The 15,024-nt window shown below is 72.3% G+C and carries 13 protein-coding genes and 1 pseudogene; 5 read left to right on the top strand and 9 right to left on the bottom strand.

The genetic code is table 11. The features are described 5' to 3' along the window. Positions 1 to 2: 2 nt before the first annotated feature. From ABD331_RS14655 to ABD331_RS14620, 8 genes are all read right to left on the bottom strand, one after another. On the bottom strand, positions 3 to 431 hold the full coding sequence (locus ABD331_RS14655; RefSeq protein ID WP_344474749.1) for a Fur family transcriptional regulator: 429 nt from the start codon (positions 429 to 431) through the stop codon (positions 3 to 5). A 267-nt stretch (positions 432 to 698) separates the two neighbouring features. After that, on the bottom strand, positions 699 to 1,484 hold the full coding sequence (locus ABD331_RS14650; RefSeq protein ID WP_344474747.1) for a glycerophosphodiester phosphodiesterase: 786 nt from the start codon (positions 1,482 to 1,484) through the stop codon (positions 699 to 701). A gap of 47 nt (positions 1,485 to 1,531) precedes the next feature. Then, a complete protein-coding gene (locus ABD331_RS14645; protein WP_344474745.1) occupies positions 1,532 to 2,242 on the bottom strand; it encodes an SDR family oxidoreductase in 711 nt (236 codons plus the stop codon). Further along, on the bottom strand, positions 2,239 to 3,333 hold the full coding sequence (locus ABD331_RS14640) for an S-methyl thiohydantoin desulfurase family protein (RefSeq protein ID WP_344474743.1): 1,095 nt from the start codon (positions 3,331 to 3,333) through the stop codon (positions 2,239 to 2,241). Before ABD331_RS14640 ends, ABD331_RS14645 begins: the two co-directional genes overlap by 4 nt. Continuing rightward, positions 3,330 to 4,400 carry an S-methyl thiohydantoin desulfurase family protein gene (locus tag ABD331_RS14635; protein WP_344474741.1) on the bottom strand — a complete coding sequence of 357 codons (1,071 nt, stop codon included), beginning with the start codon at positions 4,398 to 4,400 and terminating at the stop codon, positions 3,330 to 3,332. The genes ABD331_RS14640 and ABD331_RS14635 overlap by 4 nt, the downstream gene beginning before the upstream one ends. Before the next feature lie 3 nt (positions 4,401 to 4,403). Then, a complete protein-coding gene (locus tag ABD331_RS14630; protein ID WP_344474740.1) occupies positions 4,404 to 5,954 on the bottom strand; it encodes a hydantoinase/oxoprolinase N-terminal domain-containing protein in 1,551 nt (516 codons plus the stop codon). Positions 5,955 to 5,974: 20 nt separating this feature from the next. Beyond that, positions 5,975 to 7,288, bottom strand: a complete 1,314-nt coding sequence (locus ABD331_RS14625; protein ID WP_344474738.1) for a purine-cytosine permease family protein — start codon at positions 7,286 to 7,288, stop codon at positions 5,975 to 5,977. A gap of 124 nt (positions 7,289 to 7,412) precedes the next feature. Further along, positions 7,413 to 8,591, bottom strand: coding sequence for a cysteine desulfurase-like protein (locus ABD331_RS14620; RefSeq protein ID WP_344474736.1), 1,179 nt, complete (start codon positions 8,589 to 8,591; stop codon positions 7,413 to 7,415). A 9-nt stretch (positions 8,592 to 8,600) separates the two neighbouring features. On the opposite strand from ABD331_RS14620, the gene ABD331_RS14615 reads away from it, so the two are divergent. Genes ABD331_RS14615 through ABD331_RS14605 form a run of 3 tightly spaced genes read left to right on the top strand, consistent with a single transcriptional unit; the run spans position 8,601 to position 12,229 of the window. Continuing rightward, complete coding sequence (locus ABD331_RS14615) at positions 8,601 to 9,650, top strand: winged helix DNA-binding domain-containing protein (protein WP_344474734.1); 1,050 nt, start codon at positions 8,601 to 8,603, stop codon at positions 9,648 to 9,650. Positions 9,651 to 9,675: 25 nt separating this feature from the next. Beyond that, the gene (locus tag ABD331_RS14610) at positions 9,676 to 11,106 is read left to right on the top strand and encodes a WS/DGAT/MGAT family O-acyltransferase (RefSeq protein WP_344474732.1); all 1,431 of its coding nucleotides are present in this window, start codon (positions 9,676 to 9,678) and stop codon (positions 11,104 to 11,106) included. A 16-nt stretch (positions 11,107 to 11,122) separates the two neighbouring features. After that, positions 11,123 to 12,229, top strand: a complete 1,107-nt coding sequence (locus ABD331_RS14605; RefSeq protein WP_344474730.1) for a winged helix DNA-binding domain-containing protein — start codon at positions 11,123 to 11,125, stop codon at positions 12,227 to 12,229. A gap of 10 nt (positions 12,230 to 12,239) precedes the next feature. Here ABD331_RS14605 and ABD331_RS14600 read toward each other — a convergent pair whose 3' ends face one another. Next, positions 12,240 to 12,962, bottom strand: coding sequence for a TetR/AcrR family transcriptional regulator (locus ABD331_RS14600; protein ID WP_344474728.1), 723 nt, complete (start codon positions 12,960 to 12,962; stop codon positions 12,240 to 12,242). Between the two features lie 97 nt (positions 12,963 to 13,059). Here ABD331_RS14600 and ABD331_RS14595 point away from each other — a divergent pair. Together ABD331_RS14595 and ABD331_RS14590 are read left to right on the top strand one after the other, a co-directional pair. Then, positions 13,060 to 14,064, top strand: a pseudogene (locus ABD331_RS14595) (RNA polymerase sigma factor); the annotation flags it as partial. Positions 14,065 to 14,231: 167 nt separating this feature from the next. Further along, positions 14,232 to 14,999, top strand: a complete 768-nt coding sequence (locus ABD331_RS14590; RefSeq protein ID WP_344474724.1) for a class I SAM-dependent DNA methyltransferase — start codon at positions 14,232 to 14,234, stop codon at positions 14,997 to 14,999. The last annotated feature ends 25 nt before the right edge of the window (positions 15,000 to 15,024 follow it).

Raw genomic sequence — 15,024 nt, 5'->3', positions numbered from 1 at the left:
GATCATTGGGCATCGCGTCTGTTCGCGCAGTCGGGGCAGGTGCCCCAGAAGACCACCTCCGCCTCGTCGACCAGGAAGCCCTGGTCGTTCGAGGGGGTGAGACAAGGGGCGTGGCCGACGGTGCAGTCGATGTCCGCGATCGCACCGCAGGAGCGGCACACGACATGGTGGTGGTTGTCTCCTACTCGGGACTCGTAACGGGCGGTCGTGCCGGCGGGCTCGATGCGCCGCACCAGGCCCGCACTGGTCAGTGCGCGCAGCACGTCGTACACCGCCTGGTGGGAGACCCTGGGGAGCTCCGCTCGTACCAGGGCGATCACCGTGTCGGTGTCGATGTGCGCGTGGTCGCGCAGCGCGGCGAGCACTGCCAGCCGCGGCCGGGTCACTCGTAACGAGACCGATCGCAACTGCGCCTCGAGGTCAGACGCCATGGTGCCAACATATAGCCACAATCTGGAGTAGTTCAAGTTTGAGACGCGCGATGCTGGTTCGAGGCCATCGACCTCGGCGACCTCGCCCGCGTCGCGGGGGCGGGAAGACCACCGTCTACCGCCGCTGGGGCGCGCCGGGCGCGCTCGCCGCCGACCTGCTCGACGACATGGCGCAGACCTCGCTGCCGCGCGCCCGCAACGGCGGCGTGGCGCAGGACCTGCGTGACAACGCCCGCCCGCGCCGGGGTCAGCCAAGGCTCCGCACGCTCACTGGCACTTGCCCGCGAGCCAGGTGCGGAGCTGAGCCGGGTAGTCGGTGGCGATCCGTCTGGCGCCACTCGACAGGGCCGCCTGCCACGCGCTCTCGTTCAGCGTCCACGAGGGCGGCGGCTCCTCCCACTTGGTGACGTCGGGCCAGACCGGGCCGCCGCTCAGCACCCGCGTCAGGCTCGCGGCCGTCACCCGGCTGCGCAGCTCGGCGGCGATCCCGCTGTCGTGTGAGTACAGGATGATCTCCTGCGAACCGATGTTCTCCTTGACGGGGTCGAGCACCTCGGCCCAGGCCCGCGCCTTGATGGTGGCGTTCGTGCTGAACAGCGACTGCCGGGCCTCCGGCTTGATCTCCACCAGGCCGACCAGGCCGGCCGACCGCATCGCGGCCAGCCACTCGCGGAAGGTGTGGACCCTTTCGCCCTGGAACGGGCCGCGGGTGATGGTGCGGCCCTGGAGCTTCGTGTCGCCCGTGGCCCACCAGATCTCGGTGATGTTCTTCTTCGTGCCGGTCAGCCCCCAGGTGGAGGTGTTGTGCCACATGACGCCCTTGGTGCCGTCCCTGGTGAGCTGCAGGTCGGCCTCCACGCCCGCCGAGCCCCAGGCCTTGTACTGGCGGATGGCCGCAGGGTTGTTGGGCTGGCGGATCTGGTCCCGTTCCCAGGCGTTGGCGCCGGTCGGGTAGCCGCCGTGCCCGAAGATCTGCGGGCACGCGGGCAGGGTGGCGGCGGATGGCGCGGTGAGTAACGAGACCAGCAGTAACGCGGTGAGGGGGGTTGTCACGGCACACCTTTCGATCTTGAGGTGTGCCCACCGTACAGCGGCGCCCCTCAGCGCAGCGCGTACCCGCCGTCCGGGTAGAGGGTCGAGCCGGTCATGTACGTGTTCGCGAACAGGAACATGACGGCGTCGGCCACCTCGCTCTCCCGGCCCGCCCTGCCGAGCAGCGCGTCGCGCGAGTACTGCGCGAACGCGGACTCCCGCACCTCCTCCGGCCGCTGCCGCCACAGGTTGCCGTCGACGGTGCCGGGGGAGACGACGTTCACCCGCACCGGCGCCAGCTCCACCGCCAGCCCCCGGCCGAGCCCCTCGATGGCCGCGTTGCAGGCCACGTACGCGGGCGCGGGCCCGGGCGGCCGGACGCTCGCGGCGCCCGCCATCAGCACGATCGAGGCGTCCGCGCCCAGCTTGGGCAGCGCGAGCCGCACCGCGTGGTACTGGCCCCAGAACTTCGAGGTGAACGGGCTCGCCGCGGCCTCGTCGCTCAGCTCGCGCATCGGCCCCGTGGTGTAGGAGGCGGCCGGGGTGAACAGGTGGTCCACCCGCTCCACCGCCTCGAAGAACGCGGCCAGCGACGCCTGGTCGGCGGTGTCCACGACCCGCCAGGACGCCGCCTCGCCCAGCTCGCCGGCCGCCGCCCTGAGCCGCGCCTCGGTGCGCCCGCCGATCACCACCCGGCCGCCCGCGGCGACCACGCGCCCGGCCACCGCCAGCCCGATGCCCGACCCGCCGCCGATGATCACCGCTGTCCGGCCGTTCACGCGACCTCCTCCACGGGCCTGAACGGGTACGGCAGGCCGAACGCGGCAGGCCCGAACACCGCGAGCGCCTCAGGGGTGCGCATGAGGGCGGGCGTGGAGATGCCCACGACCTTGATCCGCTGGCCGTAACGCAGGCTCTCGGTGGTGATCGGCTCGGCCTGCTCCGACTCCAGCACGCACACCAGGTCGGGGACGACGCAGCGCGGCTCGCCGTCCACCAGCGCCACCAGGTGCTCGTTCTGGAACATCAGCTCCAGCTCGTGCCGCCCGTCGAACGACACCGCCGCCGCCCTGCCCCGTGCGAAGCCCGCCTCGGTGCGCCGCTCGACGTCGGTGACCTTGCCGCTGAACAGCACCCGCAGGTGCCCGTACAGGGTGTCGCGCAGCGCCTCGGCCAGCGCCGCGACCGGGTCGGCCGCGCGTTCCCTGGCCTGCCTCAGCGTGCGGCCCACCGTGCGGGCCAGCGACAGCGTGCGCGGCACCGCCGTGCGCTTGACCTGCGCTCCGGTCATCGCGTACTCGGCGATGTGCGCCACGCCGCCCAGCCGGATGGTGACGCCGCGCGCCAGCCACTCCATGCGCGCGTTGTCGGCGCCGGTGTCGATGATCGTGGTCTCGCCGCGCTCCCCGGCCACGGCCATCGGCGAGCCCGGCACCCCGTACACCGCGAACGTCTCCATCTGCAGCTCGGGAAAGGCGCGCCCCATGCCGTCGGCGTCCACGACGGGCAGGCCGGTCCTGGCGGCCACCACCAGCGGGATCATCGAGTTGATGCCGCCGCACTCGATCGGCATCGTCGCGCCGGCCTTCCTGCCCAGGTGCGACTCCAGCGCGCGCAGCGCGGCGACCGGCTCGGTGCCGCGCGGCAGCTTCTCGTGCACCACCGTCGGCGCGCCCATCTGCGCGGTCGGGATGACCAGCGTGTCGTCGTCCAGGTCGGACGGGTCCAGCACGGTGATCGGGCCGTGCTCGCGGACGGCCTCGCGCACCAGCAACTGCCCGACGTACGGGTCGCCGCCGCCGCCCGTCCCCAGCAGCGCGGCGCCTCTGGCCAGGTCGGGCAGGTCCGCCTCGGTCAGCTCCCAGCTCATCCGGCCGCCCTCACGGGGTCGAGGTCGTAGCCGAAGTAGCGCGGCCCGGCCAGCGCCAGCCCTTCCGGGGTGTGCCAGCGCGGGTCGGCGGGTGCGGCGATGACCGTCACGCGCTGCCCGAACCGCAGCGCCTCGGTGGTGACGGCCTCGCCGCTCTCCCGGTCGAGGGTGCAGATCAGATCCGGTACGGTCGCCCGCACCCGGCCGTTCACCTCGGCCACCAGGTACTCGTTCTGGAAGCGCAGCGTCAGCTCGCCGCCCGCGTCGCCGTCCAGGCCCGACAGCGTCGCGGTGCCCCGGGCGAAGCCGGTCACGGTGCGCCGCTCGACGTCCGTCACCTTGCCGGTGAACAGCGTCGCGCCGCCCAGCTTCGCCACCACGGCGGCCACGGGGTCGGCGTGCGCGGCCCGCGACTCGCGCACCAGCCTGCCCAGCTCGGCGCAGAGGCTGAGGGTGCCCGGCACGAGCGACTCGCGGGCCTGGTCGCCGTTCATCGCGTACGAGCTGATCATCGCCGAGCAGCCCATGTCGATGGTCGCCGAGCGGGCCAGGCGTTCGGCCCAGTGGTTGTCCACGGTGTCCAGGACGGCGCGGTTGCCCTTCTCGTCGGCGATGGCCATCGGCGTGGCGCGCACCCCGTACAGGGTGGGCAGCACCATCTGGATCTCCGGGAAGGCCCGCCCCATGCCGTCGGCGTCCACCAGCGGCAGCCCGAGCTGGGCAGCCGCGACGACAGGGATGAGCGAGTTGACGCCGCCCGCCTCGGCGCAGGCGACGTGGGTCAGGCCGCTGCCGAGGTAGCCGCTCAGCGCGTCCGCCGCGGCGGAGACCTGGTCGATCGAGGGCAGCTTCTCCACCATGACGGTGGGCGCGCCCATCATGGCCACCTGCACGAGGGCGGCGTCGGCGGGCAGCTCGTCCAGGGAGCAGAGCTTCACGGGGCCGTACTCGCGCACGGCGGAGGCGGCCAGCAGGCGGCCGATGTGCGGGTCGCCGCCGCCGCCCGTGCCGAGGATGGCCGCGCCGGTCGCGATGTCGTCCAGGTCCGACAGGGTGATCTCGCGCATGTGTCAGCGTCCCTTCGCGTCGGTGAGCTGGAGTTCGCCCACGGCCTTGGCCCTGATCCGGGTGGCGTTGCCCGGCAGGTACGGGATCGGCACCTCGTCGAAGTCCACGATCTGCACCGTCGAGGGCGACGCGCCGGCCGCCACGGCCCGGTCCACGGCCTCCTGCTTGGCGGCGTCCACGACGGCGTCGCGGCGGCCGGGCTCCACGGCGTACACGCGGTCCACCTCGCCGCCGATCTGGGCGATGGCCGCGCCGATGGCGTTGGCCACGGCGTAGTGGTCGGGCCGCCGCACCTCGCCCGCGCCGGCCAGCTCGTCGGGCAGCAGCACCGAGCCGCCGCCGACGGCCACGACGGGCAGCGGCTCGGCGGAGGTGCGCATGCGCTCCACGACGTCGGCGACGTCGTCGGCGATGCGCCGCAGCGCCGCCTCGACCAGGCCCTTGTCCAGGTGTGCGACCAGGGAGGGGTCGCCGATCTCGGCCCGGCCGGCCGCCACGGCGATGTCGGTCGCGGTCAGCGTGTCGCCGCCGAACACCAGCGCCTTGGAGGTCAGCTCGTAGCCGACGGAGTCGGGGCCGACGGCTCCGTCACGCACCCGGCTGCCGCCGCCGATGCCGATGGACAGCACGTCCGGCATGCGGAAGTTCGTCCGGATGCCGGCCACGGTCACGTCGGTCGTGGCCTCGCGCGGGAAGCCGTGCCGCAGCACGCCCACGTCGCTGGTGGTGCCGCCCACGTCGACCACCGCGCAGGTGTCGAGCCCCGACAGGACGGCGGCGCCGCGCATGGAGTTCGTGGGGCCCGAGGCGAACGTGGCGACCGGGTAGCGGCGGGCGAAGTCCACGTCCATGAGCGTGCCGTCGTTCTGGCTCAGGTACAGCGGCGCGGTGATGCCCGCCCCGGTGACCGAGGAGGCCAGGCCGTCCACGATGTGCGCGGCCAGCTCGCGCAGCGCCGCGTTGATGATGGTGGCGTTCTCCCGCTCCAGCAGGCCGATCCGGCCGATCTCGGAGGACAGCGAGATCGCCGCGTCCGGCAGCTCCGCCGCGACGATCTCCGCGGCGCGCGCCTCGAACTCGGCGTTGACCGGCGAGAACACCGACGTGATCGCGACGCTGCGCACCCCGGCCCTGCCCATGTCCGCGGCGGCCTTGCGCACCTCGGCCTCGTCCAGCTCGGCGATGTGCCTGCCGTCGAACTCGTGCCCCCCGTGCACCAGGTAGCCGCGCCCGGACACCGCCTCGATCAGCCGCCCGGGCCAGTCGACCATCGGCGGCAGCGACGCCCCGGCGGGCAGGCTCAGCCGCAGCGCCGCCGTCGGGGCCAGCCTGCGCGCCTCGACCAGGGCGTTGATGAAGTGCGTCGTACCGATCATCACGGCCCGCACGTCCGCCGGGTCGAACGGCCGCTGCTCCTGCAGCCCCGCGATGGCGGCCACGATGCCCGACGTGACGTCGGCGGTGGTGCTGGTCTTGACGGCGGCGAGCACCTGCCGCCCGTCCAGGAGGACGGCGTCGGTGTTGGTGCCGCCCACGTCGATGCCGATACGCACGGAATTTCCCCTCACTTGTCTCAGACCCGCACCTGCTCGGTACGGCCGGCCCCCACGCCCCGCACCAGCCCCAGCTTCCCGGCCACCACGTAGAGCACGAAGGCCACGACCAGCGAGTTGATGCTGCCGAGCCCGACCTCCACGAACCTGCCCACCAGGGCCGCCACCAGCCAGATCACCAGCGTGGCCGGCACCCAGGCCGGAGCCTGGTCCGGCAGCTCCCCGCGCGCCCTGGCGGCCTCCAGGTCGCCGCGCCAGCGCCGCACCAGGAAGTACTCGGCCACCATGATCCCGGCGATCGGCGGGAAGGCCACGCCGAGCAGCGTCAGGAACTCGGTGAAGGCGTCCAGGATGCCCGCGGCGGCCAGCAGGCTGCCCACGACGCCGATCAGCGCCGTGGCCACGCCCCGGTGCACGCGCTTGCCGAAGACGGTGCCGACGAAGTTCACCAGGCCGAGGCCGGAGGAGTACAGGTTCCAGTCGTTGATCTTGATGGTGCCCGCGACGATCACCAGGATGCCGACCCAGCCGACCGACGAGGTGACGATGGTGGTGATCTCGCTGGTGCCGACGGCGTGCGCGAGCAGCACGCCCGCCATGCCGATGACGTACTCGCCGAGCGTCACGCCGAGCACCGTCTGCTTGACCACGTCGGCGACGCTGCGGTTGAACCGGGTCATGTCAGGCGTGATGATCGAGCCCACGATGAACCCGCCCGCGACCAGCGTCGTGCCCTCCAGCAGGCTGAGCTGCGGCCCCGGCGGCGCCGAGGCGATCAGCGCGCCCACGTCGTGCCGCGACAGCTCGCTGATGATCGACCAGCCGACCAGGACGAGGAACGCGGGCACCGTGACGTACGCCGTCCACGCCATGGAGCCGAACCCCCACAGCACGATCGAGGTCACCAGCAGCCCGAACACCAGCGACCAGCCCCACTCGGGCAGCCCGCCGACCAGCGCGGCCAGCCCCTGCGCGGAGACCGCCGACTGGATGCCGAACCAGCCCACCAGGCTGATCCCGATCGCCAGGCCGATCAGCGCCGACCCGGACCGGCCGAACCCCGTCCAGCGGGCCAGCATGGAGGTGGACAGCCCCTCCCGCACGCCGATCACGCCGACGAAGACGGCCACCACCTCCAGGATGACGGCGCCCAGGGTCAGCGCCAGGAACGCCTCCCAGAACCCCATCCCGAAGCCGAGCGTGGCGCCGAGCAGGAACTGGCTCAACGCGGAGACCTGGCCGAACCGTTGCACGGCGACCGACCACCAGGAGTAGCGGGCGCTCTGGGGGACCCTGGTGAGCGCGTAATCGTCGACACCGACGGCTGAGGCCATGCCGGGCTCCTTCGCAGGCGGGGGTGTTGCTTAGCCGCCCACCATAGGCGCTGGTCAAGCGGGTGTCAGTGGTGACATCCCACAGCTGGAACGGCCTCACCGTGCATCATGCACTGCCGGCGCCTCACACCAGGCCGGCCACCCCCTCCAGGAGGCGGTCCACGTCCGAGCGGTCGTTGTAGTGCACCAGCCCCGCGCGCACCGCGCCGCCCGTGTCGCGGACGCCGAGCGCGGCCGTCAGCTCCCAGGCGTAGCTGTGGCCGCTCCACACGTTCACCCGCAGCCTGGCCAGGTGCTCCGCCACCTGGCGCGGAGCGTGCCCGGCGACGTTGAAGTACGCGGTGGCGGTGCGCCTGGCCGGCTTGCCGTACACCGTGACGTGCGGCATCGTCTCCAGCCCCTCGATCAGCGCCGCGAACAGCGCCAGCTCGTGCTCCTCCGCGGCGGCCATCGAGGTCAGCAGCCGCTCGCGCCGGTTGCCCGTGCCCGGCACCATGGCGGCCAGGTGGTCGACGGCCGCGGTCACGCCGTCGAGGTCGGCGAACGGCAGCGTGCCCGTCTCGAACCGGTGCGGCACCGTGTCGGGGGAGGAGGCCAGCTTGTCGGGCCTGACCGTCTCCAGCAGCGCCGGGTCGGCGACCACCGCGCCGATGTGCGGGCCCGACCACTTGTACGCGCTGGTGGCGTAGAAGTCGGCGCCCAGCGCGCGCATGTCCACGGGGCCGTGCGGGGTGGCGTGCACGCCGTCCACGTACATCAGCGCGCCCGCCCGGTGCGCCAGCTCGGCGATGGCGGGCACGTCGGGGCGGGTGCCCAGGATGTTGCTGGCCGCCGTCACCGCGACGACCCTGGTCCGCTCGTTGATCAGCTCGGCGTACTGCTCGACGGGCAGCTCGCCGGTGACCGGGTCCACCTCGGCCCAGCGCACGGTGGCGCCGGTCTGCGTCCAGGGGCGCACGTTGGCGTCGTGGTCCAGCCGGGAGAGCACCACCTCGTCGCCGGGGCCCGCCAGCGCCCGTGACAGGCGATAGGTCAGGGTCGTCATGTTCGGGCCGAGTATCACCCCGTCGGGGTGCCCGCCGACCAGGTCGGCCACGGCGGCGCGGCAGGCGGCCACGATGGCGTCGGAGCGGTGGCTGGCGGGGAAGGCGCCGCCGACGTTGCCGATCCCCGTCCGGTAGGCGGTGGCGATGGCGTCGATCACAGGGCGGGGGGTCTGCGTGCCGGCCGCGCCGTCGAGGTAGGCGTAGCCGTCGGACAGGGCGGGGTACGTGGCACGTACCTCTTTGATGGGGAAGGGCATGATATGTAGATGCTCAGCCTTCGCGACCTCAACCGTGCCACCCTGGCCCGCCAGCATCTGCTCTCCCGCCACGAGGGCGACGTGGCCGACGTGGTGCACCGGCTGGTGGGGCTCCAGGCACAGGAGCCGCGCCCGCCGTACCTGGGGGTGTGGTCGCGGCTGGCCGGGTTCGGGCGCGACGACCTGCACGCGGCGCTGCACGCGCGCACGCTGGTGCGCGCCACCATGTGGCGGGCCACGCTGCACCTCGTGACGGCCGCCGACTTCGCGGCGTTCCGGCCGGTGGTCGCGCCGGTGCTGGAGGCCGCCGCGCGCCGCTTCGACGGCGTCGACTTCGAGGCCGTCTCTGCCGCCGCCCAGCGGCTGCTGGCGGCGGGGCCGATGACGTTCAACGAGCTGCGCCCTCGGCTGCTGGAGGAGTTCCCCGGCGGGTACGACCGGGCACTCGGGTACGCCGTGCGCATGCTGACCCCGCTGGTCATCGAGCCCACCGACGACCGGTGGAGCTACCCGCGCGACCCATGCTTCGGCCTCCCCTCCGCTCCTTTCGATCCTGCCGGCGCGCCCGCGCTGATCGAGCGCTACCTGGCCGCGTTCGGCCCCGCCACCCCCGCCGACGTGCAGACCTGGTCGGGGCTGCGCGGCCTGCGCCCGATCATGACCGGCATGGAACTCGACCGGGTCAAGGACTTCACCGGGCGCGAGCTGTTCGACCTGCCCGGCGCGCCCCGCCCGGACGGCGACGTGCCCGCCCCCGTCCGCTTCCTGCCCGACTTCGACACCCTGATCCTCGGCCACGCCGACCGCACCCGCGTCCTGGCCGACGAGCACAAGGGCTTCGTCGCCACCAAGAACCTCCGCGTCAGGGCCGTCTACCTGGTGGACGGCTTCGCGGCCGGCACCTGGCAGATCAAGCGCTCAGGCAAGAAGGCCCGACTGCTCGTCACCCCGTTCGCCGGGACCGATCTTGACGGGCTGGAGGAGGAGGGCCTGCGGCTGCTCGCGTTCGCCGAGCCCGACGCCGCCTCGCTGACTCTTGAAGCGGTGGACGCAGTCTGACAGGTTCGGTGGCGGAGGTGTGACGATGCCACAGCTGACCGCCCTGGACGCGCAGTTCCTCCATTTCGAGACCGCCACCAACATCGCCAACATCGCCGGCCTGGCCGTCCTGGAAGGCGACCTGAACCGGACCGACCTGCAAGCCCTGCTCGAACGCAAGCTCCCGTACGTGCCCGCGTTACGGCGGCGGCTGGCCGCCGTGCCGCTCGGCCTCGACCACCCGTACTGGGTGCAGGAGGACGACCTCGACCTCGACTACCACGTCCGCGAGATCGGCCTGCCGCCGCCGGGCGACGACCGGCAGCTCGCCGACCAGGTCTCGCGGCTGCACGCGCGGCGGCTCGACCGGGGCCGGCCGCTGTGGGAGATCTACCTGATCCACGGGCTGTCCGGCGGGCGGATGGGCCTCTACACGAAGATCCACCACGCGGCCGTGGACGGCATCGGCGGCGCCGACGTGCTGGCCGCGCTGCTCGACCTGACGCCCGAGCCCGCGCCGCCGCCCACGTACCCGCCCGAGCGGGACGCGCCGCCGCCCGGGCCGCTGGCCATGGTGGCGCGCGGCCTGACCCGGCTGGCGGGCAACCCGGCCGCCGCCGTGCGGTTCGCCGCCGACGCCGTACCGCATCTGGACGAGATCCCCGTCGTGTCGTGGATCCCCGGCGCCGCGGCCGTCTCCGGGTTCGCCCGCCGCCTGGCGGGCAGCGGCGGCGCGCCCGAGCTGCCCGCGCTGCCCGCGCCGAGGACGCCGTTCAGCGGACCCCTGTCCGGGCACCGGCGCTTCGCGTTCGCGTCGCTGCCGCTGGAGGAGATCAAGCAGGTGCGCAAGGCGTTCGGGGTGACGGTCAACGACGTGGTCATGGCCGTGTGCGCGGGCGGGCTGCGCACGTGGCTGGCCGCGCACGGCGGGGTGCCGCGGACGCCGCTGGTGGCCGGGGTGCCGTTCTCGCTGCGGGCCGTGGGCGAGGAGGGGCCGGGCAACCAGGTGGCGATCATGACGGCGCCGCTGGCCGTGCACGTCGCCGACCCGGTCGCGCGGCTGCACCACGTGCGGCACGCCATGCACCGGATCAAGGACAGGTTCTCGCTGGCGCCCGCGCGGTGGCTGCGCGAGTTCAGCGAGTCCATGCCCGCCGCGCTCATGGGGCTGGCCTCCCGCTCGGCGTTCGCGCTGGTCGGGCAGGCCGCGCCGCCGATCAACCTGATCATCTCGAACGTGCCCGGCCCCCAGTTCCCCCTCTACGTCTGCGGCGCGCGGCTGCTCTGCCACTACCCCGTCTCGGTGATCACGGACGTGAGCGGCGGGCTGAACATCACGGCCTTCTCCTACGACGGCTCCCTCGACATCGGCCTCGTCACCGACAGGGAGATGGTGCCGGACGCCTGGGAGCTGACCGAGCACCTGCGGGACGCTTTGAACGAGTTGCGCAACGCGGAAGGGGACTTGCCGCAATGACTCATACGCTGCCCGTATGACGCTGATCCGCGAGCTCGACCTCCGCGTGCTCAACCGCACCACGCTGGAGCGGCAACTGCTGCTGAACCGCGCCGACCTGTCCGCCGCCCAGGCCGTCGAGCGCCTGGTGGCCGTGCAGGGGCAGGAGATCGACGCGCCGTACCTCGGCCTGTGGACCCGCCTGGCCTCCTTCACCCAGGACGACCTGGCCTCGCTCCTGCACGGCAAGCACGTGGTGCGCGGCTCCCTGCTGCGCGGGACGCAGCACCTCACGCTGGCCGACGACTACGTCTGGATCCGGCCGCTGATGCAGGTCATCCTCTCGCGCACCCGGCAGGCGGCGTTCGGGCGGCTGATGCGCGGGGTGGACGTCGAGGAGCTGGCCACGCTGGCGCGCGGGCACCTGGCCGGGCGCACGCTCACCCGCCCGCAGCTCCGTGACCTGCTGCGGGAGCGCTGGCCCGAGACCGACGGCACGGCGCTCGGCTTCTCGGCGCAGGCGCTGCTGCCGATCGTGCACACGCCGCCGAACGGGATCTGGGGGAAGGGCGGGCCCACGCCGTTCACGCTGGCGGAGGAGTGGCTGGGACGGCCGCTGGAGGCGGCGCCGCCGGTGGAGCGGCTGGTGGCGCGGTATCTGGCGGCGTACGGGCCGGCGAGCGTGATGGACGTGCAGGCGTGGTCGGGGCTGACGCGGCTGCGCCCGGTCATAGAGGCGATGCCCGGCCTCCGCCGCTACCACGATATTTCCGGACGTGTCCTCTTCGACCTGGCCGACGCGCCGCTCGCCCCCGCCGACGTGCCCGCGCCCGTGCGCTTCCTGCCCTGGTTCGACAACCTCATCGTCGCCTTCGCCGACCGCGGGCGGATGATGACCGCCGAACAGCGCAAGGCGGTGTGCGTGGGGGCGGCCGTCTACCCCACCTTCCTGGTCGGCGGAACTGTCGGTGGCATGTGGGACCTTAAGGACGGCGTGCTGAACGTCGAGCCCTTCGCGCCGCTGTCCGACGAGGTCATGGGGGAGGTGGCCGCCGAAGGGGCGCGGTTGATGGCGTTCGCGGGGGTGGCCGGGGAAGGGGAGGTCGTATGGTCGGCGCCGAGGAGTGCGGTGGCGCTTTCGTGAGGGGGTGCGGTCAGCGGACGGCGTAACCGCCTATGGCGGGTTCCAGGAGGTCGAAGACCCGGCGCGCGATCTCGCCGAGTTCGGCGGCGATGCCCTCGTCCCGCGCTGTTGTGCCGCCTGCCGCGCGCGCGCCTTGGTGCGTCGCGCGTGCGCCCTGGCCCGCTTCGGGCGCGTCCGCTCGTGCCGCAGGCGCTTGGTCGTCCGCCAGCATCCGGGCCTGCAACTCACGGAACAGCAGCCGATCGGCCCCCGCGAGCTGCGCCGCCACCGCCCGGGCGGCGACCGGGTCGCCCGGCTCCTCGTGCGCGAGCTGCCGCGCCAGCCCCTCCTCGCGCTGGTCGTGCAGATCGCGCAGCCGCGCCACCAGCGTCGGGCTCTCGGCGATCATCTGCGCGAACTCCCGCCCGGTGAAGCCGATCACCGGATCGCGCCGCGCCAGCGCCGCCAGGTACGCCCGCCGCACCGCCCCCAGCGCCGACTCCCCGGCGGGGCGGTTCGCGACCGTCCGCGCCAGGCCCGCCGCGAACTCCTCGTGGTGGTCGAGTGCCAGGTCCTCCTTGCGCGGGAAGTAGTTGGTGACGGTCATCTTGGCGACCCGCGCCGCGGTGGCGATGTCGGCGATCGTCGTCCGGTCGAAGCCACGTTGCAGGAACAGTTGGGTAGCGTGGTCAGAGATGGCCTGCCTGGTCTCTCGCTTCTTCTGTTCCCTCAACCCCAAGGTGTCGGTGCTCATGGCCGTAGTCTTCCACAAAATCTTAGGTTCGACCTTATTTTAGGTTGACCCTCTTCTTGAGGGTACCTAAAGTTAGGCGCGACCTAAGTTTAGGCCGCCGTCCACATCATCCAAAGCGAGCGAGGAGAGAGTCTTGTCCCAAGCAGCAGAGGTTCTAGAGCTGGACGACACCGTCGCCGACGGCGGCACGGCCGTCGGCGCAGACTCGGTCAAGGCCTACCTGAAGGAGATCGGCCGCGTGCCCCTGCTCACCGCCGAGCAGGAGATCGATCTGGCCAAGCGCATCGAAGCGGGGCTGTTCGCCAGGGAACGGCTCGACACCGAGGAAAGTCTCGCCGACGACCTGCGCGCCGAGCTGCAGTGGATCGCCGACGACGGCACCCGCGCCAAGCGCCGCATGCTGGAGGCCAACCTGCGGCTGGTCGTCTCCATCGCCAAGCGCTACACCGGCCGCGGCATGCTCTTCCTGGACCTCATCCAAGAGGGCAACCTGGGCCTCATCCGGACCATCGAGAAGTTCGACTACCAGCTCGGCTACAAGTTCTCCACGTACGCGACCTGGTGGATCAAGCAGGCCATCACCCGCGCCATGGCCGACCAGGCCCGCACGATCCGCATCCCCGTCCACATGGTGGAGCTGATCAACAAGGTCGCGCGGGTGCAGCGGCGGCTGCAGAGCGAGCTCGGCCGCGAGCCCACCCCGGAGGAGATCGCCAAGGAGAGCGAGCTGGAGGTCGACCGCGTCATCGAGGTGCAGGGGTACGGCCGCGAGCCGATCTCCCTGCACACGCCGCTGGGAGAGGAGGGCGACAGCGAGTTCGGCGACCTCATCGAGGACACCGAGGCGGTCTCACCGGCCGACGCGGTCTCGTTCACCCTGCTCCAGCAGCAGTTGCGGTCGCTGCTCGACCAGCTCTCCGAGCGGGAGGCGGGGGTGATCACCATGCGGTACGGGCTGACGGACGGCAAGCCCATGACGCTCGACGAGATCGGGCGGGTCTACGGGGTCACGCGGGAGCGCATCCGGCAGATCGAGGCCAAGACCATGTCCAAGCTGCGGCATCCGTCCCGGTCGCTGGCGCTGCGCGACTACCTGAGCTAGGCGCGCGAACCTGAGGCGGCGCGCCTCCGGACACGCGTCCGGGGCGGCGCGCCTCCGGGCGGGGGCTCCGTGGAGCGCGCCCGCGACAGAAAGGCTGCGCCAACGGACCATCAAGAGTGTCGCGACGGCCCTATGGCGGCCCGCGCCCCTGACCTAGATTCCGAAACGTGAACCGCTCCCGATCGAGCGTCGTCCACCAAGCGACGTACGCCATCAAGAACCCACACAAGATCATCCCCCACCTGCGGCGCCTGGCCCGCGACACGTGGTTCAGGCTGCGCACGCGCGACCACATCGGCTACTACCGCGCCGTCATGAGGTCCGACACGGCCCGCGACCCCGAGGGCGCCGTCGGCTCGCACAACCACAAGCGGTGGCTGGCGCTGGGCCGCATGCAGTTCGACTACCTGGTGGAGCACGGGCTGAAGCCCGAATGCCGGATGCTGGAGATCGGCTGCGGCAACCTGCGGGCCGGCCACCTGTTCATCGGCTACCTGCACACCGGCAACTACTACGGCGTCGACATCTCGCCCGACATCCTCATGGCCGCCCAGCAGACGATCGTCCAGCACGACCTGGCGGACAAACTGCCCTACCTCACCCCCGTACGCGACCTGCGCCTGGCGTTCCTGCCCGACGAGCACTTCGACGTCGTGCACGCCCACAGCGTCTTCTCGCACTCCCCGCTGGAGGTGATCGAGGAGTGCTTCGCCCACGTGGGCAGGGTCATGAAGCCCGGCGGCTGGTTCGACTTCACCTTCGACCGGACCGAGGGCAGGGAGCACCAGGTGCTGCGGGAGGACTTCTACTACCGCACCGAGACGCTCGTCGCGCTGGCCGGGACGTACGGGTTCGACGCGGAGTTCATGGAGGACTGGGAGCGGTCGCCGCACAAGCAGTCCAAGCTCCGCCTCACCAGGCGGCCGGCCGCCTAGCTTCCCTCGCGGGAGGGTGGCGAAG

The sequence above is a fragment of the Nonomuraea monospora genome (genome assembly GCF_039531895.1).
Lineage (GTDB): Bacteria > Actinomycetota > Actinomycetes > Streptosporangiales > Streptosporangiaceae > Nonomuraea > Nonomuraea monospora.
The sequence above is the reverse complement of the archived record's forward strand: the minus strand, read 5'-3'. Positions and strand labels throughout refer to the sequence as shown.